23 protein-coding genes are annotated in these 24,940 nt (G+C 58.5%); 11 read left to right on the top strand and 12 right to left on the bottom strand.

Translation table 11 applies throughout. From position 1 onward, the window contains the following. Nucleotides 1–39: 39 nt before the first annotated feature. Nucleotides 40–1,146: a LacI family DNA-binding transcriptional regulator gene (locus HMPREF2651_RS10290; RefSeq protein WP_038626578.1), complete on the bottom strand. Its 1,107-nt coding sequence runs from the start codon at nucleotides 1,144–1,146 to the stop codon at nucleotides 40–42. Between the two features lie 317 nt (nucleotides 1,147–1,463). Between HMPREF2651_RS10290 and HMPREF2651_RS10285 the strand changes: the two genes are divergently transcribed. The 3 genes from HMPREF2651_RS10285 to HMPREF2651_RS10275 are packed head-to-tail and all read left to right on the top strand — an operon-like array spanning nucleotide 1,464 to nucleotide 4,035. Beyond that, nucleotides 1,464–2,480 (top strand): metal ABC transporter solute-binding protein, Zn/Mn family, encoded by a 1,017-nt coding sequence (locus HMPREF2651_RS10285; RefSeq protein WP_070586052.1) that lies wholly within the window; start codon nucleotides 1,464–1,466, stop codon nucleotides 2,478–2,480. 2 nt (nucleotides 2,481–2,482) lie between these two features. Beyond that, nucleotides 2,483–3,163 carry a metal ABC transporter ATP-binding protein gene (locus HMPREF2651_RS10280; protein WP_049180933.1) on the top strand — a complete coding sequence of 227 codons (681 nt, stop codon included), beginning with the start codon at nucleotides 2,483–2,485 and terminating at the stop codon, nucleotides 3,161–3,163. Beyond that, on the top strand, nucleotides 3,163–4,035 hold the full coding sequence (locus tag HMPREF2651_RS10275) for a metal ABC transporter permease (protein ID WP_038626582.1): 873 nt from the start codon (nucleotides 3,163–3,165) through the stop codon (nucleotides 4,033–4,035). The genes HMPREF2651_RS10280 and HMPREF2651_RS10275 overlap by 1 nt, the downstream gene beginning before the upstream one ends. A 556-nt stretch (nucleotides 4,036–4,591) precedes the next feature. Here the strand turns inward: HMPREF2651_RS10275 and rlmB are convergent. From rlmB to HMPREF2651_RS10260, 3 genes are all read right to left on the bottom strand, one after another. Then, on the bottom strand, nucleotides 4,592–5,536 hold the full coding sequence (gene rlmB / locus HMPREF2651_RS10270) for a 23S rRNA (guanosine(2251)-2'-O)-methyltransferase RlmB (protein WP_038626584.1): 945 nt from the start codon (nucleotides 5,534–5,536) through the stop codon (nucleotides 4,592–4,594). A 57-nt stretch (nucleotides 5,537–5,593) separates the two neighbouring features. Then, a complete protein-coding gene (gene cysS, locus HMPREF2651_RS10265) occupies nucleotides 5,594–6,997 on the bottom strand; it encodes a cysteine--tRNA ligase (protein ID WP_038629169.1) in 1,404 nt (467 codons plus the stop codon). 139 nt (nucleotides 6,998–7,136) lie between these two features. Continuing rightward, on the bottom strand, nucleotides 7,137–7,712 hold the full coding sequence (locus tag HMPREF2651_RS10260; RefSeq protein WP_038626586.1) for a CarD family transcriptional regulator: 576 nt from the start codon (nucleotides 7,710–7,712) through the stop codon (nucleotides 7,137–7,139). 154 nt (nucleotides 7,713–7,866) lie between these two features. Here HMPREF2651_RS10260 and HMPREF2651_RS10255 point away from each other — a divergent pair, with 154 nt between their 5' ends. The 3 genes from HMPREF2651_RS10255 to radA all read left to right on the top strand — a co-directional run bounded on the left by HMPREF2651_RS10255 (nucleotide 7,867) and on the right by radA (nucleotide 10,403). Beyond that, a complete protein-coding gene (locus HMPREF2651_RS10255) occupies nucleotides 7,867–8,553 on the top strand; it encodes a hypothetical protein (protein ID WP_038626588.1) in 687 nt (228 codons plus the stop codon). A gap of 289 nt (nucleotides 8,554–8,842) precedes the next feature. Further along, entirely contained in the window at nucleotides 8,843–9,106 is a 264-nt protein-coding gene (locus HMPREF2651_RS11160; RefSeq protein ID WP_246817355.1) for a hypothetical protein, read from the top strand. 79 nt (nucleotides 9,107–9,185) lie between these two features. Next, nucleotides 9,186–10,403 carry a DNA repair protein RadA gene (gene radA / locus HMPREF2651_RS10250; RefSeq protein ID WP_371325856.1) on the top strand — a complete coding sequence of 406 codons (1,218 nt, stop codon included), beginning with the start codon at nucleotides 9,186–9,188 and terminating at the stop codon, nucleotides 10,401–10,403. On the opposite strand, the gene HMPREF2651_RS10245 is transcribed toward radA, so the two are convergent. Then, entirely contained in the window at nucleotides 10,400–11,110 is a 711-nt protein-coding gene (locus HMPREF2651_RS10245) for a hypothetical protein (RefSeq protein WP_038626593.1), read from the bottom strand. The two genes, radA and HMPREF2651_RS10245, sit on opposite strands and share 4 nt — an antisense overlap. Before the next feature lie 4 nt (nucleotides 11,111–11,114). Further along, the gene (locus tag HMPREF2651_RS10240; RefSeq protein ID WP_038626595.1) at nucleotides 11,115–11,747 is read right to left on the bottom strand and encodes a carbonic anhydrase; all 633 of its coding nucleotides are present in this window, start codon (nucleotides 11,745–11,747) and stop codon (nucleotides 11,115–11,117) included. A 29-nt stretch (nucleotides 11,748–11,776) separates the two neighbouring features. Here HMPREF2651_RS10240 and HMPREF2651_RS10235 point away from each other — a divergent pair, with 29 nt between their 5' ends. After that, the gene (locus tag HMPREF2651_RS10235) at nucleotides 11,777–12,709 is read left to right on the top strand and encodes an HhH-GPD family protein (protein ID WP_049180935.1); all 933 of its coding nucleotides are present in this window, start codon (nucleotides 11,777–11,779) and stop codon (nucleotides 12,707–12,709) included. A gap of 62 nt (nucleotides 12,710–12,771) precedes the next feature. Then, nucleotides 12,772–14,034 (top strand): lipase family protein, encoded by a 1,263-nt coding sequence (locus tag HMPREF2651_RS10230; protein ID WP_224786627.1) that lies wholly within the window; start codon nucleotides 12,772–12,774, stop codon nucleotides 14,032–14,034. A gap of 39 nt (nucleotides 14,035–14,073) precedes the next feature. Here HMPREF2651_RS10230 and HMPREF2651_RS10995 read toward each other — a convergent pair whose 3' ends face one another. Both HMPREF2651_RS10995 and HMPREF2651_RS10225 read right to left on the bottom strand, forming a co-directional pair. Continuing rightward, entirely contained in the window at nucleotides 14,074–14,250 is a 177-nt protein-coding gene (locus tag HMPREF2651_RS10995; RefSeq protein ID WP_005510144.1) for a hypothetical protein, read from the bottom strand. Between the two features lie 334 nt (nucleotides 14,251–14,584). Next, entirely contained in the window at nucleotides 14,585–15,418 is an 834-nt protein-coding gene (locus HMPREF2651_RS10225; protein WP_038626599.1) for a DUF1266 domain-containing protein, read from the bottom strand. A gap of 130 nt (nucleotides 15,419–15,548) precedes the next feature. On the opposite strand from HMPREF2651_RS10225, the gene HMPREF2651_RS10220 reads away from it, so the two are divergent. Both HMPREF2651_RS10220 and HMPREF2651_RS10215 read left to right on the top strand, forming a co-directional pair. Beyond that, on the top strand, nucleotides 15,549–16,109 hold the full coding sequence (locus HMPREF2651_RS10220; RefSeq protein WP_049180937.1) for a hypothetical protein: 561 nt from the start codon (nucleotides 15,549–15,551) through the stop codon (nucleotides 16,107–16,109). Beyond that, nucleotides 16,109–16,954, top strand: a complete 846-nt coding sequence (locus HMPREF2651_RS10215; protein WP_049180938.1) for a hypothetical protein — start codon at nucleotides 16,109–16,111, stop codon at nucleotides 16,952–16,954. The genes HMPREF2651_RS10220 and HMPREF2651_RS10215 overlap by 1 nt, the downstream gene beginning before the upstream one ends. Before the next feature lie 126 nt (nucleotides 16,955–17,080). Here HMPREF2651_RS10215 and HMPREF2651_RS10210 read toward each other — a convergent pair whose 3' ends face one another. Together HMPREF2651_RS10210 and HMPREF2651_RS10205 are read right to left on the bottom strand one after the other, a co-directional pair. Beyond that, nucleotides 17,081–19,813 carry an ATP-dependent Clp protease ATP-binding subunit gene (locus HMPREF2651_RS10210; RefSeq protein ID WP_038626605.1) on the bottom strand — a complete coding sequence of 911 codons (2,733 nt, stop codon included), beginning with the start codon at nucleotides 19,811–19,813 and terminating at the stop codon, nucleotides 17,081–17,083. Nucleotides 19,814–19,972: 159 nt separating this feature from the next. Beyond that, nucleotides 19,973–20,209 carry a hypothetical protein gene (locus HMPREF2651_RS10205; protein WP_049180939.1) on the bottom strand — a complete coding sequence of 79 codons (237 nt, stop codon included), beginning with the start codon at nucleotides 20,207–20,209 and terminating at the stop codon, nucleotides 19,973–19,975. A gap of 366 nt (nucleotides 20,210–20,575) precedes the next feature. On the opposite strand from HMPREF2651_RS10205, the gene HMPREF2651_RS10200 reads away from it, so the two are divergent. Continuing rightward, nucleotides 20,576–22,294, top strand: coding sequence for an AMP-binding protein (locus tag HMPREF2651_RS10200; protein WP_053088405.1), 1,719 nt, complete (start codon nucleotides 20,576–20,578; stop codon nucleotides 22,292–22,294). 112 nt (nucleotides 22,295–22,406) lie between these two features. Here HMPREF2651_RS10200 and HMPREF2651_RS10195 read toward each other — a convergent pair whose 3' ends face one another. Together HMPREF2651_RS10195 and HMPREF2651_RS10190 are read right to left on the bottom strand one after the other, a co-directional pair. Next, nucleotides 22,407–23,234 (bottom strand): hypothetical protein, encoded by an 828-nt coding sequence (locus HMPREF2651_RS10195; RefSeq protein ID WP_049180940.1) that lies wholly within the window; start codon nucleotides 23,232–23,234, stop codon nucleotides 22,407–22,409. Between the two features lie 149 nt (nucleotides 23,235–23,383). Then, nucleotides 23,384–24,841 carry a purple acid phosphatase family protein gene (locus tag HMPREF2651_RS10190; RefSeq protein WP_049180943.1) on the bottom strand — a complete coding sequence of 486 codons (1,458 nt, stop codon included), beginning with the start codon at nucleotides 24,839–24,841 and terminating at the stop codon, nucleotides 23,384–23,386. Nucleotides 24,842–24,940: the final 99 nt, after the last annotated feature.

The following is a 24,940-nucleotide window of genomic DNA, read 5'->3' as shown; positions in this document are numbered from 1 at the left end:
ACCTCCGATAGCGCCACGATGTTGTTACCCTCGTGCCCGCTACCCGGCTGACGGTACCGACGGCGCTGCAGTTGTCGCTCCAACGACAAACTCAGTCTCTAGCAAGACGCGCGGAGCGCGACCGCTGTCCTCGTGTGCGGCCTCAAGCTCCTCGGCCAGCGCGCGGCCGACGGCAATGCCCTTCTGCCTATTCGGCTGAATCACGGTGGTCAGGTTGTGGAAGAGGGCGCGCTCAATTCCGTCAAAGCCGGTGATGGACAGATCCTCCGGAACACGAATTCCGTTCTCCTTGGCATATTCCAAGACCGCAATTGCCTGAGTATCGGTAGTGCAGACCACCGCCGTGAGATCTGGGTTGTCGGTCAGCAGCTGGCGAGCCGCATCGCGGTTGTTCTCGCGGTCATTGAGGTGACGCTCGATGATGGGCACATCTGCCTGCTGAATACCGGCCTCGGCAAGCGCTTCCAGCGCACCTTCGACACGATTCTTCTGCACCTGGTGATGAGCTTCTGCCAGTCGCTTCTCCGTAACATATCCCGAGTTCGGGGTACGCGACAAGCGCACCGAAAGGATTCCCACCTTCCTATGCCCCAACTCAGTCAGGTGCCGCACCGCGGGCTTGATGGCCTCACGGTCGTCGATGCCCACAAACGGTAGAGCCGCCGCATCTGCAGGCTGGTCGCACACGACCGTCGGCAAGCCGCGAGCGCGCACCGCAGCGAGGAACGGATCGTTGTCCGCGACGGAGTAGACCACGAAGCCGTCGACCACCGCCTGCCGAATCAGATTGAGATCTACGTCCCCGCCCTCCTCGGAGGAAGCTGGGATGACCAACATGGAGTCGCCCATTTCGCCGAGCTCTTCTGCAAGGCCGGCGAGAAAATCCACCGACGCAGGGTCTTCAAAAGCGAATGGGAGGTGCTCGGTGAACAGCACGCCGATGGCGCCAACCCGGCGCATGCGCAGACCCCGAGCCATTGGGTCCGGCCCCGGATAACCAAGCCTCTCCGCCGTTTCCAGGATGTGCTCGCGCAACTTCTCTGAGAGCTGGTCAGGGCGGTTGTAAGCATTGGACACAGTCGTGCGCGAGACCCCAAGTTCTGCTGCGATGGAAGCCAAGGTGCCACGACGACGCCGACTTTGCACGGAATACCGACCCTTCTTGAAAAACCAACAGTGACTGCGCGCTCAGCTATCTTCACTCATCTACCTCAGGTAGAAAACCTCAGTTTTATGGAAAAGAACTGCAACGAGCATTACACGCATCTAATCGCGGACAACTTTACCCAACGAATGTGCGCGACTGTCATTTCTGCCACTCCGGCAGCGATCCGCCTTGTGACTGGGTCTCCGCAGCCCCTACTATATTCTTTGAACTAAAAGACAACTGTTTTCAATAGCGGTTAATACTCAGGAGCTGAATAGAGGAAATAATTCAGCCCGCAACAGGATTGGATACATATATGAAGGCACGCTTTTCCACGCGCATCGCGGCGCTAGTCGCCAGCGCCGGCCTCGTCGCAGGTCTCGGCGCATGCTCCAGCAATGATGACAGCGCTACGTCCGCGGACAAGTCCGAAGACACCATTAAGGTGGTCACCTCCACCAAGGTCTGGGCGGACGTCGCCGACGCAGTCACCGACGACGAGAAGGTCGCCATCGACCCGATTATCGCGTCCAACGACATCGATCCTCACTCCTACGAACCGGCCGCAGCCGACATGGCAAAGGTAGAGGACGCCGATATTCTCGTCGCAGGTGGCGGGCATTACGACGCATGGCTGACCTCCTCTCTGCGTGACGCAAAGGATAAGGTCATCATCTCTGCGCTGCCGCAGGAAGAGGGCCACAATCACGATCACGATCACGAGGGCCATGACCATGAACATGACCATGATCACGAGGGCCGCGATCACGACCACGAAGGCCATGACCACGACGGCCACGACCACGACCATGGCGACCACGAAGGCCACGAGCACCACCACGATGGCGAGGCCAACGAGCACGTCTGGTACGACACCGATGCGGTTGAAGAAACTGCAGAGCAGCTCGCCGAAGCTCTGACCAAGATGGGCGCCAAGGCCGACACCAAGGCTGTCGACAAGGAAATCAAGGACATCGAAGAGGCCAAGAGCAAGCTCAAGGCCGCTAAGGTTGCTCAGGTTCACCCGCTGGCCGATGACATCCTGAAGGACACGAAGATCAAGGACATCACCCCGAAGGGCTACCGTCAGTCCACGCTGAATGAGTCCGAGCCGTCGGCAAGCGATGTCAATGAAATGCTCAAGCTGATCGAGTCCGGCGAGCTGGACTACCTCATCGACTCGCCACAGACCCACGACCAGGTCTCGCAGCGACTCGTCGAGGCAGCCAAAGCAAAGGGCGTTAAAATCGTCGATGTTTTTGAGTCACCCAGCACTGACCAGTCGTTCTTTGACCTCTACAAGCAAACCCTTTCCGATATGGAGTCCGCATAACTTTGCCCTCACTGACTTTTACTGACGCAGCCGTCGAACCGCTGTGGTCCGGTCTGAATTTGGATATCGAGCCCGGCGAGTTCTTGGCCATCCTGGGTCCGAACGGCGTCGGCAAATCCACGCTGCTGACCACCGCCCTTGGCATGCGACGGCTGACTCACGGTTCAGTAAAAGTCGACGGAAACCTGGGCTACATTCCGCAGCAGCGGATGTTCGAGCCCTCGCTGCCCATTCGGGTTCGCGACCTCGTCGAGCTGGCGGCCGGCAAGAACCGCTCCGCCACCGACCAGATGCTGGAGTTTGTCGGCGCAACGGGTATTGCGGACCGTCGTGTCGGCACGCTCTCTGGCGGTCAGCAGCAGCTTGTCCGTCAGGCACAGGCGCTCGTTTCGGCGCCGGATTTTTTGCTTTGCGACGAGCCTCTGCTCTCCCTCGACCCTGCGGCACAACGAACCACGGTCAAGCGCCTGGACCGGCATCGCCGGGAAAATGACACGGCAGTCGTCTTTGTCACCCACGACATCAACCCCATCCTGGGCGTCTGTGACCGGGTGCTCTACCTGACGCCGCATGGACATGCGGTCGGATCGGTCGAGGAAATTATCACCTCAGAGACGCTCTCGGAGCTCTACCAAACCAAAATTGTGGTTGCCCGTGTCGAGGGAAAGTTGGTTATCGCCTAATGACCCTACTGGCTCAGTATTTCTCCGACACCGCCGCCCTACTCCAGGTCGGATTCGTCCACAATGCCCTCATTGCAGCAGCACTGCTTGGGCTAATTTCCGGCATCATCTCGCCCCTGATTGTCATGCGGCAGATGAGCTTCACGGTCCACGGCACCAGTGAGCTGGCACTCATGGGCGCATCCGCGGCTCTATTACTGGGTGTCAGTGTCAGCAGCGGCGCCATTATCGGCTCGGTGCTCATCGCAATAGTCCTGGCAGCACTGTCGCTTCGAGGGCGCCAAGATGCGGTTGTGGGCGTGGTTTTGAGCTTCGGCATGGGCTTATCGGTGCTGTTTATCCACCTCTACCCTGGCCGGACAAGTACCGCGTTTTCACTTCTCACCGGCCAGATCATTGGTCTGACTGACACTTCTCTATGGACGATGGCCATCGTCGCGGTCATCGTCGTCGGCGGCGTTGCCTGGAAATGGCGGCCGCTGCTATTCGCCTCCGCTGACCCCATCATGGCCGCCGCCTGTGGTGTCAACGTCAAGGCGCTATCGATCTACTTCGCGATTCTCACCGGTCTCGTCGCCGCCCAGGGCGTGCAAATTGTCGGCTCCCTGCTCGTCATCGCCCTGATTATCACCCCGGGTGCCGCGGCCGCATTCGTCACTGCCTCGCCGGTGAAGGCCATCATCCTGTCGACCATCTTCGCCGAGGTCGCGGCTGTCGGCGGCATCGTCCTCTCGCTCGCACCGGGCATCCCGGTCAGCGTTCTAGTGACAACAATCGCGTTCGTCATCTACCTGACCTGCTACGCCATCGGAACGGTGCAGTCGCGTAAGGCAACGCGTGACGACGTTCAGGCTGCCAAGTGGAGCAAATAGACACATACGCTTTTCGGAGTGGCTTTTAAAACAACAAAAACATCGGGCAGCTCCTCGAGTGACGATTGCGGAGAAGGTGCGTCCACCTCCCCTCTCGCCACCGAGGGGCTGCCCGTATTTTTACTGGATTCTCTAAAAGCAGACTCCAATACCCCCGCTCTTTTTAAGACTGCGAGGCTGCCGAAATGGGGTGACCCGGCAGACAGAAAAACTAACGCTGAGGATGTCGTGGTCTGACATCTCAGTGACCCAAAAGCTAGCTGTACAAGCCACCGCTAGGTCCGTGAGCATCCCTAAATTACGGCCAATTACGCCCCCATTTCTAGGAGCATGATTTGCCCGCCCTCCCCTTCAGGAAACTACGGATAATTTTCTGTTGGAAGTGATAATAACGCCGTCATTTCTGCAGCGCACGCCGGAAATAGAATTATCTTTAAAGCGCTGAACTACTGGGGGTAGCCATAAGTACCGGCCGCCATTTAGAACGCAAAATACCCCACGTAAACGCCATTACTATGACGAATTGGTAATGGTGCCTACGGGGGTATCAAATGCGCTACTGGCTACTCTTTGCCCGGCGCTGGCGGGCAAACTCACTCAGAGTCACGCCGGCAGCAACGGAAGCGTTGAGCGACTCAACCCAACCGGTCATCGGAATGGACATGATGGTGTCACAGGTATCGCGCACCAGGCGCGAAAGTCCCTTGCCCTCGGAGCCGACGACCACAACCACCGGGGTGGTGCCGTCGTAAGTGTCCAGAGTGTGATCGCCACCGGCATCCAGTCCAACGACCTGGTAACCAGCCTTCTGGAACTGCTTGAGCGAGCGCACCATGTTGGTCGCCCGCGCAACCGGCAGACGCGCAGCAGTACCAGCAGAGGTACGCCAGGCGACGCCCGTAATGGCAGCCGAGCGACGCTCCGGAATCACCACACCGTGACCACCAAAGGCCGCCACCGAGCGAATGACCGCACCCAGGTTACGCGGATCAGTGATGTTATCCAGGCAGACGATAAGGCCCGGCTCACCGGTCTTGGCCACAGAATCAATCAGATCTTCGACAGATGCGTACTTGTACGGCGGAATCTGCAGGCCGATACCCTGGTGCATGGTGTTGCCGGTCATGGTGTCCAACTCGTGGCGGGGTACCTCGCGAATCGGGATACCACGGGAGTTAGCAATACGCACTGACTCCTGCAGGCGCTCGTCATTGTCGGTACCCAGCGCCACAATCAGCGCGGCCGCTGGCACCTTTGCATGCAGGCACTCCACGACCGGGTTACGGCCAACTACCAGCTCGGTGCCATCCCCCTTGCGCTCATGACGCCCCGAGTCACGGCGGCGCTTCTCTTTCGCCCGCTTATGAGCTGCGTGATAAACGCGGTCCTCTGCTTTCGGGGTCGGCCCCTTGCCACGCAAGCCACGCTTTTGGCCACCGGAGCCGCCAACGTTCTTCTTGCTTGCCTTGCGCACTGCACCACGACGACCGTTGCCTGCCATAGCTACCTGCTTCCTGTTGTTAATAGTTTTCTTTAGCCTAAAGCCAGCTTTTCAGCCCTAGTCAGCGACAGACCATGCTGGACCATCCGCGGTATCAGTTACCTCGATACCCGCTTCCTTCAGGCGGTCGCGCACAGCATCAGCCGTAGCCCAGTCCTTCTCTGCACGAGCCCGGGTGCGTTCCTCCAACTGGTGCTCAACCAGCACACCGAGCGCATGCATTGCTGCATCAGAACCGGAATCGGAGGTTGCCCACTGCTCATTCAGCGGATCGAATCCAAGGACTGCGGCCATAGCGCGGACAGCACCGGCAATCTCCTTGGCCTTGGTCTCGTCGCCGTCGGCAAGCGCCTGATTGCCTCCACGAACAGCGTTGTGGATTTCTGCGAGCGCGCGCGGGACAGCGAGGTCGTCGTCGAGCGCTGCTTCGAACGCCGGCGTCCACTCACCGATTTCGATATCGCCGAGCTTATCGACGGCACGGTGCATAAACGCCTCGATACGACGGTAGCCCGCTGCCGCTTCCTGCAGAGCCTCCTCGGAGTACTCCAGCACGGAGCGGTAGTGCGCACTGCCGAGGTAGTAACGCAGCTCAACCGGACGAACCATGGTCAAAATGTGCGGCACAGACAAAACGTTGCCGAGCGACTTCGACATCTTTTCACCGGACATGGTGACCCAGTGATTGTGCATCCAGTAGCGGGCAAAGCCGTCGCCAGCTGCGTGCGACTGCGCAATCTCGTTTTCATGATGCGGGAACTGCAGGTCGAGACCGCCACAGTGGATGTCGAACTCCGAACCCAAGTAGTAGGTGGCCATGGCCGAGCACTCCAGGTGCCAGCCCGGACGCCCATTGCCCCACGGCGTCGGCCAGGAGGGCTCGCCCGGCTTGGCGGCCTTCCACAGCGCAAAATCGTGCGCGCCACGCTTGCCCGGAGTATTGGTCTCGCCCTGCTCCATCTCCTCAACGCGGTTGCCGGACAGGCTACCGTAGTCGCTGCCTTCAGCCTTGGACCAGGCGTCCACGTCGAAATAGACGCTGCCATCGACAGCGTAGGCGAAGCCGTTATCCATCAGACGCTGCATGTACTCCACCATCTGAGTGACATGTCCGGTAGCGCGCGGCTCAACGCTCGGCGGAAGAACGCCGAGCTGGTTGTAGGCCCAGGTAAATTCGCGCTCAAAGCGGGAGACCCACTCCCACCAAGGGCGGCCGTGCTCGGCGGCCTTATTCAAGATCTTGTCATCGATATCGGTGACGTTACGCACAAACGCGACGTCATACCCCTTGGCAATCAACCAACGGCGCAAGATATCAAAGGCCACGCCGGAACGAACATGGCCAATGTGCGGCTGAGCCTGCGGGGTCGCACCGCACAGGTAAATGGAGGCATGCCCCTCGCGGAGAGGCTCAAAATCCTTCAGTTGGCGGGTTGCGGTATCGAAGATTTGAAAAGTCACAGCCCCGAGCATAGCGGGGAAATAGATACGGGTGAAAAAGAGAAAACGGCTAGCGCACACGGGCAATGTGTGTGCGCTAGCCGTTAACCGGAAAAGTGCAGAAAATCCCTACTGGAAGGAACCGGGGAAGGGAAACGACTTATGCGTCTGCGTCCAGGTCCACCGGCTTATCGTCGGCTTCATCCTTCTTCTCACCAGCGGCACCTTCCTGTGCCAGTGTGCGGTGACGTTCGATAGTGGCATCGACGCGGGCAAAGACTTCCTCGACCTTGGCCTCATCAACGCCGTCGGCAAGCGCGAGCTCACCGACGAGAACCTGGCGAGCCTTGCTCAACATACGCTTTTCACCGGCGGACAGACCGCGGTCCTGATCGCGGCGCCACAGGTCACGGACTACCTCAGCGACCTTGTTAATATCGCCCGAACCCAGTCGTTCCTGGTTGGCCTTGTAGCGGCGGGACCAGTTGCCGGCCTCTTCCACATCGGTCTCACGCAGAACGGAGAAGACCTTTAGCAGCCCCTCTTCACCGACAACGTCGCGGACGCCAACCAACTCGGCATTCTTGGCGGGAACCTGGATATTCAGATCACTCTGCAGAATTTGCAGTACGAGGTACTGAACGGTCTCACCGTTAAGCTCTCGTTCAATGATGTTTTCGATTTTCGCAGCTCCGTGGTGCGGATAAACTACGGTATCGCCAATGCTGAATTCCATGTAATGCACACGCCCTTTCCAACGGCCTTCCACCCTATCATGTCCCCCCATGATTTTACGGGTAGTATGAGAACATCTTAGGAAGACACTAAGGTGTTCTTTAAATACTGAAAATCCTATCGCCCATCCTCAAGCTACTGGAGGAAATCTAGTCATGGCCTTCAAGTCCGTACTTCGCCGCAGCGCCCTCGTCACCGTCTCCGCAGCATCTGCAGTTGCACTTGCTGCTTGTGGCGCCGGTCAGATTTCGCAGACCGCAAATCAGCACCCGGCTGTCGACGGTGCGATGAACGGCGGCGAAGATGCTGCCGGCAAGGGTGCTGAGAACACCAACTCGGCTCTTGGCTTCGTCAACATCCGCGACGCTCACATCCTGGTTGACCCGGAGGCTGGTACCGCTGGTCTGAAGTTCTCCGCCAGCAACCAGCAGCGCGCTGCCGAGTCAGTCTACACGCTGAAGTCCGTCACCGTTGAAGGTATCGGCGAGGTTGAGCTGAAGAAGGTCGCTGAGACTCCTTCCTTCGCTAAGGCTGCCAAGGGCGAGAACTCCCTACCGCGTGAGTGCCAGATCGTTGCCGGCCCGAAGTCCGTCATCGATCCGCTGGCTAAGACCGCTAAGGACAACACCGGCTGCATCGCGTACTACACCAATGAGCTGGACCCGAGCACCCTGGTTGGCGACAAGAGCAGCGCTGCCGGCCAGAACCGCGAGGCCACCTTCGAGTTCACTGACCCACAGGGCCAGACCAACACCTACGACCTGGACATCACCATCTCCGCTGACATTCTGGAAGCTGGCGCACCGAACCGCGGTGCTGACGGCATGATTGAATCCAAGTAAGCGCAGCACGGCGCGGTTCCTGCGCTGTTCACGCGCAGCGCACTATTAGCGCTGGTACAGCGCAGTCCTGTCCCGCAAATAACGCGAGGAGCTTCATCGAGCGGGCATGGGCGATTGGTCGCTTGATACGGGCCACGGCGGTACAGTCAGTCCTTGACACATGTCATTGACTCTGCCCTGGCCCGTTCTCGCGTATCTGGGGCAATTTTTTAGCGACATTTCCCGCACATCCCGCACCAAACGTTGTCGGGTCTGTCGCCCCCTCGTTTGAAGCAAAGGCGGTTGCACCGTGGCCAAGACCAAAGACGAAGCCTACGAATGCTCGGCATGCGGTTGGCAGGTGTCGAAATGGGTTGGTCAATGTCCCAACTGCAAAGAGTGGGGCACACTGGAGAAGGTCACTATCCGCTCCAGCAGAGGGAAGTCCGGCTCCACCCTTGAGGACAAAATCGCCACCCGGGCAGCCAAGCAACGTCGCCGGAGTGCTGCCACAACGGAGCCCGGCACGCGAGGTGACCGTCGTAAAGCATCTTCCACTTCCGTCCGCGGCTGAGAGCCAGCGTTTAGCACAGCGCGCGCTTGACGACGATGCGGAGGAACGTTTCCTCGCCGAGACATCCGCAACAGATCGAATCCCCACTTCTTCTTCTGAGCTGACGGCCATTACCGGGATTTCCGCCAAAGCTGCGCACGCGGTGCGCACGGGCATCGGTGAGCTGGATCGGGTGCTCGGTTCGGGTATTGTGCCGGGTTCGTTGGTGCTCTTGGCCGGCGAGCCGGGGGTTGGTAAGTCGACGTTGCTGCTTGAAGTGGCCTATCGCTGCGCGGACGGCGATTTGGGGCCGACACTTTACGTCACAGGTGAGGAGTCGGTCGGTCAGGTGCGACTGCGTGCCGAGCGCACTGGCGCGCTGTCGGACTCGCTGTACCTGTCGGCGGTGTCGAATATCGAGGACGTCATCGATCTGACGCTAGAGCTCTCCCCCGGTCTGCTCATTGTGGACTCCGTGCAGACGATGCGTGCCGACGTCGAAGGTGCTCGCGGTGGCGTTGCTCAGGCCCGCGCCGTAACCTCTGCCCTGGCGGCGTTGGCAAAGGAGACCGGGACTGCGATTTTCTTGGTAGGGCACGTGACCAAGGACGGCAATGTGGCCGGCCCGCGCACGATGGAACACCTCGTTGATGTGGTACTCAACTTCGAAGGCGATAGACACTCGGGGCTACGCTTCTTGCGGGGTCTGAAAAACCGCTTCGGCAGCACCGATGAGGTGGGCTGCTTCGAGCAGACCGCGGGCGGTATTGCGGAAGTTGAGGATCCCTCGGGGCTGTTTTTGCATCACCGAACACCGACCTCGGGAACTGCAATTACCGTGGCCATGGATGGCCGCAGACCGCTGCTGGCGGAGGTGCAGGGCCTGGTAATCAACACCGAGGCACATAATCCACGACGCAATGTCTCTGGTCTCGACCCGAGGCGCGTGCCGATGGTCGCGGCCGTGCTGACTGAACACGGTAACTTCAAGCAGTTGGCCCGCATGGAGATGTACGTGTCCACCGTCGGCGGAATGACGCTGTCGGAGCCTGCCGCGGACCTGGCGATTGCGCTGGCACTGGCCTCATCCATGACTAAGCGGACCTTCCAGGACAAAACCATTGCACTCGGCGAACTGGGGTTGGCCGGCGAAGTGCGGCGAGTGACCGATTTGGAGTGGCGCCTTAAGGAAGCTCATCGAATGGGCTTCGACACGGCAATTGTGCCCAGAGGCGCAAAAGGCCCGGCAGGGATGCAGCTGCTGGAAGCAGCCACCGTTGCCGAGGCCATTGAGCTTGGGTTAGGAGCTAAGCGCTAGCGCATGTTGAACGTGTAGGCGTCAGAGTTGTTGTCACCAATCACGCCGTAGAAGATGTACGACCCGGAGGGAACTGGGACCCGGTCTTCTTCGGAGCACTTGTTCGGCGCCGAGGTCAGACGCGACCAGGTGGCGGCATAGTTGACTTCCTCGCCCGGTGCCAATACCAGTTCACCGTGGCCTTCGGAGTCATTGCAATCCACATCCGACCAGACTCGCTCATACGTTGCCAGGTCGTACACCTCGAAGCGCAACTGCTGCTCATCAAGGTTCACGCGGCATTCACCGCCGGTGGGATTGTGGACGGTAATCGCCAGAGTCGGCTGCTCATCGCCGTAGTTCGGCTGATCCGAGGTGGCCGTCACCTGCAGATCTGCAAGGGTACAGTCCTTTTTGCTCGCAAGCGCCGCCTGAGCGTCATCCTTCGCGGAGTCTTCGCCTTCCTTGTCGCCCTTCTTGGCGTCCTTGTCAGACTTGTCGTTCTCCGAGTCCTTGTCAGACTTAGGCGCGTAAGGTTCCTTGGGCTGTTCCGGAGGAGTCACCTCTTTCCCGTCATCCCTGGTGACATTCACCGGTTCAGAATCCTCGCTGTCCCGGTTTACCAGTGCGGAAATACCCCAGCCCAGGAGAACGAGGATGATAACGAGCAACACCGCCGCGGCGATACGCCGACGCCGGTAGATTTCTGGAGGCAGCTTATTGGTCACACATTTAGGTTAGCGGGTTCTCGCTGACTCCATGGGTAACGACGGTCTCAGCGCGTCCGTCCTCCAAGCGGTACCGCATACCGACAACGCCTACCTCGCCGGTCTCCAGTCGCGACGAAATCTCCGGAGAGCGATCAATAATGTGATTAACAATCTCGCGCACGTGGCGACGCTCAAATTCGTCGATTTCAGTCTCGCCATCCTTGCGAGCCGCCAGCAGCGACGGGGTGACCTTTTCAATCAGCACACGCTGGAAACCACCCGGCAGTTCGCCACCATCCAGTGCATTCTTCGCCGCAGCCACAGCGCCGCAGGACTCGTGACCGAGAACAATCACCAGCGGAACTCCAAGACCATCAACTGCGAATTCCAGCGAAGCCAGCACCGACAGGTCAGTAATCTCACCGGCAGTACGGATTACAAATACATCGCCCAAGCCCTGATCGAAAATAATCTCCACCGGAGCGCGGGAATCCGAGCAAGCCAGCACAACGGCCTTCGGCTTCTGCCCCTGCGTCAGCTGCTTACGACGAACCAAGTCCTGGCGAGGATGCGCAGTCTTGCTCTCGCAGAAGCGGAGGTTTCCGCGCACCATCGATTGCCATACACTCTCAGGAGTCCTCTCAGAATTGCTCATAGCTATATTGTGCAACGACTCTGCTGTTTATGGGAAAGCGAGAATGTAGATTGACCTCTGCAATTAACCAATCCGACGACTTCGACGAACACGTCGATGCCGCCTTACGTGATTGGTATCGCACCAACATGCGGCCACTTCCCTGGCGCGAAGAAGGCACTTCACCATGGGCTGTGCTCGTCAGCGAAGTGATGAGTCAACAGACTCCCGTCGCCCGCGTCATCCCCTCCTGGCGCGCCTGGCTGGAAAAATGGCCCACCCCAGCCGATTTGGCAGTCGCGCCAAAGGATGAAGTCCTGCGTATGTGGGGAAAACTCGGCTATCCCCGACGTGCACTCCGGCTGCGTGAATGCGCAGAAAAGATCGTCGAAAAGCACGACGGCGAAGTACCAAGCGACGTGAACACACTGTTAGCCCTTCCGGGGGTAGGAGACTACACAGCTCGGGCGGTAGCGGCGTTTGCTTTTGGCGCGCGCACGCCGGTGGTGGACATCAACGTGCGCCGCGTACTCCGGCGACACCGTCAGGGCACGTACCTACCCGGCATCGCCAAACGCGCCGACATGGCGCTCGTCGAAGAGTTCCTACCACTCGACCCCACGACTGCGGCCGAGACTTCCGTCGCACTCATGGAACTCGGCGCTACCGTCTGTCGAACGACACCCGAGTGCGAGGTCTGCCCCATCGCCACCAGTTGCGCATGGATTGCCGCCGGTCGCCCCGAACCCGAAGACCACGAAATCGCCGCTGCTAAACGGCGTGTGCAGAAGTTCGAAGGCACCGACCGTCAAGTCCGGGGCTTGCTTCTCGACGTGCTCCGCGCCGCCGACTCCCCCGTCGAACAGGCCGCTCTGGATGCGGTCTGGGATGATGCGCATCAGCGTTCCCGCGCACTGTTTTCCCTGCTTGACGACGGACTTGCGGAGCAAACCTCCGATGGCCGCTTCCAGTTGCCCCGTTAAAGCCGAGGCAATGCTCCGGTAAAGACCAGATTCGAACAAGTGCGTTGCCTAGAATTAGACACATGAATGCCACGCCCCATCGACCTCAGCGCCAGCGCTGTCTCTTTGGGGCTAGTAAGCGCAGAATTGCGCTGAGCACAGTGCTTGGAGTTGCTCTTCTGGGCTCTAGCGTGGGAACGCTCGGTGGTTGCTCGGCGGTGGATGGTCTAGGAGCGACTGGCTTCGGTTCTTCGGATTCTGACTCTTCTACGGTGAAGCGATTGCCTCCGGGGCAGGTAATTACGAAGACGCCATTTCCGGTCAATACGCCCGCACGCGCACAGCGGGTCGTGTTTTCCTCCACAGGTGCACGCGACCACCGCCAGACAGCCGTGTCCGGCACGATTTTGCAGCCCTACGCCCGATGGTCAGAGAAATCCCCGCGCCCACTGGCAGTAATTGCACCTGGAACTCTCGGCATGGCTGATAACTGTGCCAGTTCGGTCGCCCTGCGTTACGAAGCGCCTCCGACGCCTCCGGCACCTCAGCTGCTGGCACAGGGATGGAATGTTGCCATTGTGGATTACCAGGGGCTCGGCACGCCTGGGGTACATCCGTATCTCAACCGTGAGATTGCCGGGAATAACACGCTCGATATGGCGCGAGCGGCTATTGAGACTTTACAACTACCTGCAGATACTCCCATTGCGCTGTTCGGCTACTCACAGGGCGGAGGCGCCACCGCTGCAGCCGCCGAGCTAGCCGATGCGTACGCCTCGGAGCTGAACATCCGCGCTGTTTACGCCGGGGCTATTCCGGCCGATCTCACCGACACTGCACTGCATATTCGCGGCTCGGCGCTGGCGGGGCTCGTCGGTTACTTCATGAACGGCTTGATTGCAGAGTACCCAGAGACAAAAGAACCGATCGAGCGCATGCTGAGCCCGCTGGGGCAGGATTTCCTGAAGCTCACGGCCGATGAATGCATTGGCGCCACTGTCGAACGTTGGCCCCGCAATGACACCAAGGCATTCACGGCCAACGACTTAGGAATAGCGGAAAATCTGCGCTCGCCGGAGCTCTCCCCCGTCGTTCGGCGCCACGTGGAAGAACAAGCTCTGGGGACAAAGACTCCCAGTATGCCCGTATTCGTTACCCATAACGCATTGGATGATGTGCTACCCGTGACGTCGGCACGCGAACTTGTGCAGAAATGGCAAAAGGCCGGCTCCGACATCACCTACGTGGAGGTCGATACTGACCTCGGTGATGGGACGCACGGCCTTGCCTACGTGCTCACCCACGAAGAGATGCTTGCGTGGGTGAATCAGAAAATGGGGTACTAGCGGCGACAACCGCCGCTTTCCTCCATCTAGCAAGTACAGCTACTTTTTCTTCCAGCGACCACGGAAGGTCAAGCCCTTGCCCAGTCGGACGGTGTAACCGCCACGGCTGTTAATGGTCACCGGACCGATACGCTTCGAACCAGAGACTCCCGAACCCGAGTAGTTCAGCCACGTGTCCTTGTCCAGGTTCTGCTTCTTGCGAAATTGGATCCCCATTTAGTTCTCTCCCTCGGAGTTATCAGATTCGGTCTCTGCCTCGGCAGTGGCCTGATCGACAGTAGCTTTGATGTCGCCAGATCCAAACGCTCAGGATACCGTCAGCACTGCCGAGAACGCCCGTCATCTTCCTCAGAATCGGCCAAGGCACCGCCCATCGGCATCAACGTTACCGACCTTGCCCCATATTGGTGAAGGTAACTTCGCCTTGCAGATGCCCCTTGAACTCGCCGTTCCTGCGCCATAGATGCCTCAATCCGTTATTTGTGACCGATTCTAATGAGCTCATGAAACCGGCCGCTGCCACGGCATCCCGAACAATGACGACAGCTAGTTAGTGCAGACCGTCTAAGGATGAGAATGGTTCCTCGGCCACGATGTCATGCAAGGGCACGCGAACCCAAGGTGAATCACTGTGTGCGAGCAACTCGGTGAGCCGTTGCGATTGGTCTTTCATCGCAGCGGCAACGTCGGGCTCACCATCACTCGCCCAGATCATTCGTCCCCACCAGAAGCTTGCGGCTACGTCAGCCCACGACACGAAGTAGCGCTGCAACGCCGCCACGGCCTTATCGGAAATCTGAAGGAACTCTTCTGGAGAGATCCATCCCAGCTCCGTTGCCGCACCACCAACGCTGTGAATTCGGATTATGTCCCATGCGCGAGTAGTGGCGGGCAATGCCGGGGCTGCTGCTTTGGCAAAGTTTTCGGAGCGCAACATCCGTACGAGGTAGCGGAACTTATGTTCTGCACCACGCGGATCCACGCCTTGGACAACAAAGAAGTCTTTCAGAAACTCGATCCGCTCCTCCATCTCTGCCTCGAGCTCGTTCTCAGAGATGTCCTTCACTGCATATGCGAGCGGTAAAAGCAGGTCATTTTCCACATGCTGGTTGCCCTCAAGCAGGGCATCAATAACCTGATGCGCTTCCTGGGCACCGGTGACCCCCCAGTTTTGCTCGAGAGATGCTTTGTAGTACTTGACCGCCCTTGCGTTGATGTTCTCAACCCCTAGCGGGGTCGCAAACGCCTTATTGTGCTTGTACGTCATTCCCCACGAGTGGCGGCGCACTTCATCTTTGCTCGGCGCCGGTTCCGGCCACGGGAACTTGGCAAACCTGTAAAGCGAAGAATCATCAAACTTTGCTGGGGTGAATGTAGGGCTCATATCCTCACAAAGTACCGAGGTTTCGGGGTTGAGTCAGTGTTACTTCACGCACCACCCCACACCTGGGGTGAGTTATGTCATAGTACTGAACGTCAGGCGCGGTTTCTATTGTGTTGCTAGTCTCGTGTGCATGACAGGATCCCAGATTGCATTGACCGACCGGCCAGATCTCGGTGCCGCACTTGAACGTGCCGGTAATTCCGGGATTGTGCGCACTGCCGCCGTCGCTGTCGTAGAAGGTCTTGGTGTCGACGAGATTGTGCTCGAGGCCGCCGCTACAAAAACCAGTGGAGTCGATGGCGCAGCGTTCGTCACCAACCGAAGAATTCTCGTGACCGCCAACAAGAAAGATCCGTCTCAATTCGAGTTCCTTGAACTCGACAACCTCGCCAATGTAATCGTTCTGCCTTACAAGGGTGGCTGGGCCGTCGTGGCCCAGCTCTACAACACATATAAAGTGTGGAGCGGTTTCACAGAAAAAGCTGCGAAACGTGTGCAATTTGCTGCCCAGTGGGCCCTGACCGCAGGCCGAGAGGCACGAACGGAGGCCTCGCGTGCAGTGTCGTCGACGGAGCTTTTTGAGCGATGGAAAGAAAACAAGCACCGTCTCAATCGCAATAGTTTGGAAGAGCTTGCAGGGTCGATGCGCTCCCTGTATTCCGACATTGATTCACGGTGGTGGACTGAATAATGATTCGACTTGCATACCCGGGTTCGCCCGACCGCTTTAATGGGGCAGAAGACACATCACACATCGAGCAAAACCTGGCTATTGCGGAAAATGGCTATCGCCATTACATCAAGCATGGCTCATTACTAGAAACTGGAGCATCTCCGGCAAATACGACTGCTACCTTCAGGTCAAACTCCAGCGCGGGCACGACAGGTGCTCAGACCAGCGGCGCATCGAAAGGTCTCAGTGTAAAGAAGCAGCTATTACTCCTCCCCTTAGTGATAGCGGGCATCGTGGTGCTAGCGATTGCCTACGTTGCAGCTAAAGACGCGCTCTTTAGTGACAAGTCAGACGAGTCCGCTGCTCCCGCACAGTCCGCCGCTGAAGCACCTGCCAATCCCGGCGCTTCCAACGGTGGAGCTACCGGTGCCACTGGTGGGGATACCGCTGGCGGCCTCACCCCTGCCGACCACGCACCCGAACCGATTGCTAGTTTCGTGCGGGCCTGCACAGACTATGAAGTGGTGTTTAGCTACTATGGTGCGGATAGTGCCCCCGCCCCACAGGCAATGGGTACCAACTGTTCCGTGGATACTACGAAGGCACCCGACGTTGGTTACGTAGTCTTCACCGATGACCCTGCCGCCACCGCCGCCGTTCGTGACGGCAAGCCCGTCTTGGATGCCGTTGAGATTCCGGCAGAATCAACGCGCGGTTCCACATTCAAGGCGCAGCGAGTGGAGTCCCTCATCACAGTTGCGGAAATCCTCCCAGAGGACCAGGGAATCGTTGAGTACATGATCAAAAATGATGACCCTGAAGTAGCAAAGAAAGCATTGGTCGACCTCGGCGTGGCCAAGTAGAACTACAACTCTCCGCGCTTTTAGGAAAGACCGCATATAGACACACTGCCGCCCCAGTTCCTCCTCCCATAATGGAGTCGGAACTGGGGCGGCAGTGTTCGTTGGTACTGCTAGCGGCTAAACCTCTTAGAGCGGCTGGCCAGCACCCGCACCAGCCGGTGGCGGGTTGTGGCCGTCGTCATCGGAGTCCGAACCGGACTCTAGGTCGGTTCCAGCGGCGGTGGAACCGCCGTCACCCGGTACATCCGGGGTGATGATATCGGACTCGCTGGTACCAGCGCTGCCGAGAACGTCCTTGTCTTCCTCAGACTCCCCCAGAGCACCGCCGTCGGCATCAACGTTCCCGGCCTTGCCCTTGTTGGTGAAGGTGAACTTCGCCTTGTCGACGTCCTTGGACTCGCCATCCCAGCCTTCGACATCGATGAAGACGGTCTCGCCGAGACCAACCTCACCGTAGAGAATCTTCTCGGAGAGCTGATCCTCAATCTCGCGCTGGATGGTGCGACGCAGCGGACGGGCACCGAGCACCGGATCAAAGCCACGCTTGGCCAGCAGGTTCTTGGCGCGGTCGGAAATCTCCATGGTGATGCGCTTCTCACCGAGCTGGTCGCTGACGCGGGCCAGCATGAGGTCGACCATCTGAACAATCTCGGCCTGGCTCAGCTGCTTGAAGACCACAATCTCGTCGATACGGTTCAGGAACTCCGGACGGAAGTGCTTCTTCAGCTCGTCGTGGACCTTGTCCTTCATCCGCTCGTACTTGCCGTCTTCATCGGCCTCGCCGACGCCCGAGAAGCCCATACCAACAGCCTTGGAAATGTCGCTGGTACCCAGGTTCGAGGTGAAGATCAGAACCGTGTTCTTGAAGTCCACCACTCGCCCCTGAGAGTCAGTCAGACGACCGTCTTCCAGGACCTGCAGCAAGGTGTTGTAAATCTCCTTGTGGGCCTTCTCAATCTCGTCGAAAAGCACGACGGAGAACGGCTTACGGCGCACCTTCTCAGTGAGCTGGCCGCCCTCTTCGTAGCCGACGTATCCGGGAGGAGCACCGAAGAGGCGCGAAGCGGTGAAGCGGTCGTGGAACTCACCCATATCAATCTGAATGAGGGCGTCTTCCTCACCGAAGAGGAACTCCGCCAGGGCCTTCGACAGCTCGGTCTTACCAACACCGGACGGGCCGGCGAAGATAAACGAACCGGACGGACGCTTCGGGTCCTTCAGACCAGCGCGGGTACGACGAATAGCGCGGGAGACAGCACTGACGGCCTCTTCCTGACCGATAATGCGCTTGTGCAGCTCATCCTCCATGCGCAGCAGACGCGAGGACTCTTCCTCGGTGAGCTTGAACACCGGAATGCCAGTCCAGGAAGCCAGGACCTCCGCAATCTGCTCCTCACCAATCTCAGCGATGGTGTCGGACTCGCCCGCACGCCACTTCTTCTCGCGCTCGCGGCGCTCTTCGCCCAGCTTGCGCTCCTTGTCGCGCAGACCAGCTGCCTTCTCAAAGTCCTGCTCGTCGATGGCGGCTTCCTTCTGGCGGCGCACATCGGCGATCTTGGAGTCAATCTCCTGCAGGTCAGCCGGGGCAGTCATGCGCTTGATGCGCATGCGAGCACCGGCCTCATCGATCAGGTCAACGGCCTTATCCGGCAGGAAGCGGTCGTTGATGTAGCGGTCGGAGAGCGTAGCTGCGGCAACCAGAGCCTTGTCCGAGATGGATACGCGGTGGTGAGCCTCGTACTTATCGCGGACACCGCGCAGAATCTCGATAGTGAGATCCACACTCGGCTCCGGCACGTTCACCGGCTGGAAACGACGCTCAAGAGCGGCGTCCTTCTCAATGTGCTTACGGTACTCATCCAAAGTGGTAGCACCGATGGTCTGCAGCTCACCGCGAGCCAGCTTCGGCTTCAGAATCGAGGCTGCATCAATTGCGCCCTCGGCGGCACCGGCACCAACCAGCGTGTGAATCTCGTCAATAAACAGGATGATGTCACCGCGCTGGTTAATCTCCTTGAGCACCTTCTTCAGACGCTCCTCGAAGTCACCGCGGTAACGGGAACCCGCAACCAGCGAGCCCAGGTCGAGAGAGTAAAGCTGCTTATCCTTCAGCGTCTCCGGCACACGACCGTTGACAATGTCCAGTGCAAGCCCCTCCACGACGGCGGTCTTACCAACACCAGGCTCACCAATCAGCACAGGGTTGTTCTTGGTGCGACGAGAAAGAACCTGCATAATGCGCTCGATTTCTTTCTCGCGGCCAATAACCGGATCCAGCTTGCCCTCACGTGCAGCAACGGTCAGGTTACGACCGAACTGATCAAGCACCAGCGAACCCGACTGGTGGTTACCCTCCTGCACACGAGCGCCGGAAGTAGCACCGACCGGACGCTGCTCCGGAGAACCATCGGACTCATCGCCCTGGAAACCGCTGAGCAGCTGAATAACCTGCTGACGTACGCGCGGCAGGTCAGCGCCGAGCTTAACCAGGACCTGAGCAGCAACACCTTCGCCCTCACGAATCAGGCCGAGCAGCAGGTGCTCAGTACCGATGTACTTGTGACCCAGCTGCAGAGCCTCGCGCAGAGAGTACTCCAGCACCTTCTTTGCACGCGGGGTAAACGGCACGTGACCGCTCGGCGGCTGGGAGCCACGACCAATAATGTCGACTACCTCAGAGCGCACAGCATCCAGGGAAATACCCATGGACTCCAGCGCCTTGGCAGCTACACCGTCGCCTTCACTAATCAGGCCGAGCAGGATGTGCTCCGTACCGATGTAATTGTGATTGAGCTCGCGTGCCTCATCCTGTGCCAGGACGACAACGCGACGTGCTCGGTCCGTAAACCTCTCGAACATCACTGCCCTTTCAAGTGTCTATTTTTGCCGTAATTCAATAAAGGTTGTTTCACCTAGCTTAAACGCGACGCGACGCATATTAATCCCTATAGCCGTACGCCAGTAGCGAACAGACTGGTCGAGAGGGGCGCAACGGCAGTTTCATCCTGGATCGGACGCCTAGTTGTTCACGCGGTCGTCGTGGCCATCATCCCGGTCGTCATCATCGTCGTCCCGATCGTCGTCCACGCTCTCGGTCGAAGTCACCGTAGTGGTCTCGACAGGTGCCGGATCGACGTCATCGCTATCGCCACAAGCTGCAAGACCGAAGGCCGCACCGGTTGCGACTGCTCCGACTACGGCAACTCGGGTCGCCGAAATACGTAGGAAAGTTTGATGCTTGAGACTGGACTTCATGGGTTCCCCTAAGTCATATCGGATGGCTCCACCCTCCACTACTGCGACGAGGACGCAGTCGGATTGGAACATCTTTCAAGAACTTTTTCTAGAGAAATTACCTCAAAACGGAGACTCTAAGTACGGCGACAACATTTCTCGAGACAGAAAAAGCCCCGCACTTTTGAACGTACTCCCTGGTCACACCTCAGGTCTTTACAACTATTCGTTTCTGATAAAAAAATTTTGCAAAAAGCTACACAAAAGTGACCTAGGACACTTATTCTTACTGTAAAAGAAACTAAATCGGCGGTCCTACCGATGAGGTTTCGCCTGATTAGGCCTCTCCGAAGACCACAGGACATGAACCACGGAAGATGAGTGACTATGACATCTAATCCACAGACCTCGATTTTCAATAAGGTGCGCAAAGCTTCGCGAGCTACCTCGGACCTCGTTCTCGGACTCGCACCGGTGACGCAGGCTGGCGTCCTCGGCTCGATGGGACCCGGCGCTGCTGGAAAGGCATTGAATTCCATCTACCGTTGGGACTTCCTGCCAGCTGGTCTCCTCGGCATTGCAGCCGGCCGCGACCCGCACCACACCGCGATTATTGATGACGGCGGCTCGCTGACCTACGAAGAACTGCACGAGCGCTCCACTGCCCTGGCTCGAGCACTCCGCCACGGTGATATTCAGCAGCGCAACCGCATCGGCGTGCTGGCTCGCAACCACCGCGGTTTCATTATGGCGCTGTGTGCCCACGGTCGCCTCGGCACCGACCTGGTACTGCTCAACACCGGCGCCTCTGCCGAGCAGACTCTGGCCGTGATTCGTGAGCAGAAGATTGACTTCCTGTTCATTGATGAGGAATTCACTCACATGTTGCCGGAGGACTTCGATGAGTGCCCGGTCGCAGTGTCGTGGTTCGAAAACTACGGTGACACCTCCTGTATTCGCGAGGGCTGGACCTCCATGCAGGAGATGCTGAAGACGGCACCGCCGGCAAAGTGGCCAACCGCCGAGCTGCCAAGCCGTCCACGCCGTGGCCGCGTTATTATTCTGACTTCCGGAACCACCGGCACGCCAAAGGGCGCCAAGCGTCCGGAGCCGCGCAGCTGGATGCCGGCATCGTCCATCATGAGCCGCATTCCGCTGCGCCAGCGTCGCCCGGCTTACCTTGCGGCTCCGCTGTTCCACACCTGGGGATTCGCAACTGCACAGCTGTGCATCGCACTGCGTTCCACCATGATCATGCGCCGCAAGTTCGATCCTGCCGACAGTCTCCGCATTATCGAGCAGCACTCTCCGCACACCATCTTCCTGGTGCCGACCATGCTGCAGCGCATGATTGAGATTCTCCCGGAGAACTACGACATCGGCGCGACATCGCTGAAGGTCATCGCATCCTGTGGCTCGGCCATTCCGGAGGGAATTGTCACTAAGACCCTCGAGCGTTTCGGACCGGTTCTCTACAACCAGTACGGCTCCACCGAGGTCAGCTGGGCAACCATTGCTACCCCGGATGAGCTCAAGGCAAACCCGACCACGGCAGGTCGCGCACCACTAGGCACTCGTGTCCAGATTCTCGACGAAGACGGCAACCGCGTTGCCGATGGCGAGACCGGTCGGATCTTCGTGGGCAACAACATGTTGTACGAGGGCTACACCCGCCCCGGCGCGGACAAGCAGGTCATTGACGGCATGGTCTGCACCGGTGACCTGGGTCGAATGGAAAATGGCCTGCTCTACATCTCCGGTCGCGAGGACGACATGATTGTCTCCGGTGGCGAGAACGTCTTCCCACGTCAGACCGAAGATGCACTCAGCCAGCTCGAGGGTATCCGCGAGTGCGCAGTCGCAGGTGTTCCGGATGAGCGCTTCGGTCAGGCCCTGGTCGCCTGGGTTGTCCGCGACGACTCCCCTGAGGGCCGTGCCCTGACTAATGAGCAGATTCGCACATATGTCAAGCAGCACCTCAGCCGATTCGCCGTTCCGCGCGAGACCGTGTTCCTCGATGAACTGCCACGCAACGCAGTCGGCAAGGTGGTTCCTCGCCACCTGCCGAAGCCGTGGGAGAATGTCACCGAGGAGAAGGTGGCTTAGGGCGCAGGGACCGTCGTAAAGCGAACGGCAGACACGAAAAGGACGCGGTAAAAACTTCCGTTATGGAAGTTACCGCGTCCTTTTTGCGTATCCTAGGAAGAACTAGAGCTGATTAGCCAGCGTTCAAAACACCGTAGTCCGTGACGGGCTCACGGAAAATCTCTTCGCCGTCCTGGGTCACGGTTACCGCATTCGGAGTGACGGTATACGTGTAGCCACCATTTTTCGCGACAGCACGGTTCCCGGAGAAACTATCTACTGTGTACGCATCCGGGGTATCCGAAATCTCACCGAAGTCACCAATGTAATGGCGCTGCTGGCGGTTATTGGAGTTCTCACAAATCACGGCCTTACCCGAAGAAGTCTCCGCCAACACACGCGCGTAATACCCACCCGAGCAGCGAGCGGTACTGCCAACCCAACCTTTGGCATCGATATCATCGCGATTCATACCGAACGCGCGAAGACCAAAATTTCCCCGCTGCGTAGTGGTAGGAGCGCTGCTCTCCGGCTGCTTCGTCGTTTCTGGCTCGACGGTCTGGGTATAGGTTTCCGTGTACGTCTCCACCGGCGCCGGGGACGCAGTGCTTGACGACGAGTCCCCTGCCGCAACCGTATCGGGAGACTGCGGGGAATTATCGGAGGAATTATTCAGGTAGTACGCGCCACCGATACCGGCGACCGCTGCAAGTGCAACACCGACGATGCCCAAAACCACGTACAGACCGTTGTTGCTCTTCTGCTCAGGTACCGGAGCCTGCTGATAAGCCGGATACTGCTGGGGTGAACCTCCCTGGTTCGGCCCCTGCGACTGGTACTGGTACTGAGGCTGGTACTCGTCTTGAGCCCCACCCTGCGGCTGCTCCCAGGCAGATGTTGCATAACCGTCCTGCCCCCAATCCTGCGGGGAGGACGAACGCGGGTTGTACTGGTCGGTCATCGCTAAATTCCTTATTTCTTCAGAGCCACACTTGTGCTCGGCCAATAACGTGGTGGCTTGCGACTTCGCCCACAGCGGAACTTGCCACTACGTATTTTCCATTAACACTATGCGTTGCCCAGCGTACCCTGCTAGAAGCTAGCACTAGCTCAGAGCGGCACTTTGTTCTTGAAGAAATTGACGTAGTTCCGATCGGAGATCTTTCCCAGCATAAACTCTGGCTCCAACCCGAACATCGACCAACGAGTCTTCGTTGACCAGGCCAGCGACTGCGGTGTTGTGGTGCGGTGGTAGCTGATCTGGTAACCGTCAGTGTGCACTCGAATCTGCGTGTATCCACCAGGATAGCCAAGTGCAGCACCCCGCTCACAGAAGTCCGTATCCCCATAGTCAGCGATACCACGACGGCTGCGGTGCGTATGACCAGCGAACACACCTTTGGCACCCGGCGTGGCAGCCAGGATCTCCTGGAAAATCTTGGCCTGCTGAGCCTCGACCATGAATGCCTCACCACCGAAATGCGAACGCACCGCATCCTGAGTAAACGGGTGGTGCGCAAACAAAATTGTCGGACGCTCTGGATCCTCTGCTAGTTCAGCACGCAATGCACGCATCTGGCGCTCATTAATACGCCCACCTGCATAACCAAACTCGGCAGTATCAACACCGATGAGACGCACTTCGCCGACGCGAGTCGACCAGTGCTGCTGCGTCGGCACAAGACGCTGGCTGAAGTAATCCGGAACCGCGGTCTTGCCCTTGCGGATTCCGCGTCCCCGGAAACCATTGATATTGGGCAGTCCGGGCGGGTGCACATCGTGATTACCACGGGTGACAAACCAGTTTTTCCCAAACTCACCGAAAGTATCCAAAACCCTGATGAGCTCGTCATACTCCTCAGGACGGTTGCTATCCGTGCAATCGCCATTGACGACGAGAGTATCTAACCCGGCAGCCTTTACCGTGTCCACCAGTCCCTGCAATTGCATAGAGGCGAAAGGCTGCTCTCCTGGATCAGAGGAAAGACCGAGGTTGCCAATGCGAATGCCGTCATGATTGGGCTTACCAATGTGTGTGTCATTCGTCAGCGCGAACGTCGCCAAATGTGCACCCGCCAACGCTGGCAGAGTACTTACGACGCCTGTCTTCTCCGGCGCCGTCTTGCTCATGGTGATATTCAGCGATGGGACCGCGCGGCAGTTGTGGGACCAGCACTCAAAGCGGTACTCCCGTCCCGGCTCCAACCCGTCAATGACCACATGGTGGTAGCCCGACTCTGAGTACCCCTCGTGCACGAGCTCTAGCTGCGTTGAATCCGTTGGAGCAAGCAGCACCCGCTCATCCGAAGGAACGGTCGGCTTAATAAAGCCATACGCTGTCTGCACTCCCGGAGCATATGTTGCCCATGTAAATGCCACTGACGTATCTGTAACAGTAATGACCTCCAAGTCGCTAGCCAGTACCTGCCACGACTTGGAATCCGACTGGGTAAGCCCCAGCCCCGACGTGACGTACTCCAGGCCGTACGCTCCCGAGGTTTTCGCGACGGCCATTGAACTTGCAGCAAGAGTTGCAACAGAGAGGTAGGCCCGGCGGGAAATGCTCATGGCCAATAAGCCTAGAACCTAAAGATGAAAAATAGATGAACTCTTCCTCTAATCTCGGAAAAATAGGGGGTTAAGTAAAGAAAAGTGTGTCCGCATGCC

The organism is Corynebacterium sp. HMSC063A05 (genome assembly GCF_001809695.1).
GTDB lineage: Bacteria > Actinomycetota > Actinomycetes > Mycobacteriales > Mycobacteriaceae > Corynebacterium > Corynebacterium amycolatum.
Note: the sequence above shows the minus strand (reverse complement) of the source record. Positions and strands in the feature narration are given on the sequence as shown.

Excerpts from the sequence above, each read along its gene's own strand:
- HMPREF2651_RS10285 (WP_070586052.1), top strand. The coding sequence starts at position 1,464 with ATGAAGGCACGCTTTTCCACGCGCATCGCGGCGCTAGTCGCCAGCGCC.
- HMPREF2651_RS10275 (WP_038626582.1), top strand. The coding sequence starts at position 3,163 with ATGACCCTACTGGCTCAGTATTTCTCCGACACCGCCGCCCTACTCCAG.
- rlmB (WP_038626584.1), bottom strand. The coding sequence starts at position 5,536 with ATGGCAGGCAACGGTCGTCGTGGTGCAGTGCGCAAGGCAAGCAAGAAG.
- HMPREF2651_RS10260 (WP_038626586.1), bottom strand. The coding sequence starts at position 7,712 with ATGGAATTCAGCATTGGCGATACCGTAGTTTATCCGCACCACGGAGCT.
- HMPREF2651_RS10255 (WP_038626588.1), top strand. The coding sequence starts at position 7,867 with ATGGCCTTCAAGTCCGTACTTCGCCGCAGCGCCCTCGTCACCGTCTCC.
- HMPREF2651_RS10240 (WP_038626595.1), bottom strand. The coding sequence starts at position 11,747 with ATGAGCAATTCTGAGAGGACTCCTGAGAGTGTATGGCAATCGATGGTG.
- HMPREF2651_RS10235 (WP_049180935.1), top strand. The coding sequence starts at position 11,777 with ATGGGAAAGCGAGAATGTAGATTGACCTCTGCAATTAACCAATCCGAC.
- HMPREF2651_RS10230 (WP_224786627.1), top strand. The coding sequence starts at position 12,772 with ATGAATGCCACGCCCCATCGACCTCAGCGCCAGCGCTGTCTCTTTGGG.
- HMPREF2651_RS10995 (WP_005510144.1), bottom strand. The coding sequence starts at position 14,250 with ATGGGGATCCAATTTCGCAAGAAGCAGAACCTGGACAAGGACACGTGG.
- HMPREF2651_RS10225 (WP_038626599.1), bottom strand. The coding sequence starts at position 15,418 with ATGAGCCCTACATTCACCCCAGCAAAGTTTGATGATTCTTCGCTTTAC.
- HMPREF2651_RS10220 (WP_049180937.1), top strand. The coding sequence starts at position 15,549 with ATGACAGGATCCCAGATTGCATTGACCGACCGGCCAGATCTCGGTGCC.
- HMPREF2651_RS10215 (WP_049180938.1), top strand. The coding sequence starts at position 16,109 with ATGATTCGACTTGCATACCCGGGTTCGCCCGACCGCTTTAATGGGGCA.
- HMPREF2651_RS10210 (WP_038626605.1), bottom strand. The coding sequence starts at position 19,813 with ATGTTCGAGAGGTTTACGGACCGAGCACGTCGCGTTGTCGTCCTGGCA.
- HMPREF2651_RS10205 (WP_049180939.1), bottom strand. The coding sequence starts at position 20,209 with ATGAAGTCCAGTCTCAAGCATCAAACTTTCCTACGTATTTCGGCGACC.
- HMPREF2651_RS10200 (WP_053088405.1), top strand. The coding sequence starts at position 20,576 with ATGACATCTAATCCACAGACCTCGATTTTCAATAAGGTGCGCAAAGCT.
- HMPREF2651_RS10195 (WP_049180940.1), bottom strand. The coding sequence starts at position 23,234 with ATGACCGACCAGTACAACCCGCGTTCGTCCTCCCCGCAGGATTGGGGG.
- HMPREF2651_RS10190 (WP_049180943.1), bottom strand. The coding sequence starts at position 24,841 with ATGAGCATTTCCCGCCGGGCCTACCTCTCTGTTGCAACTCTTGCTGCA.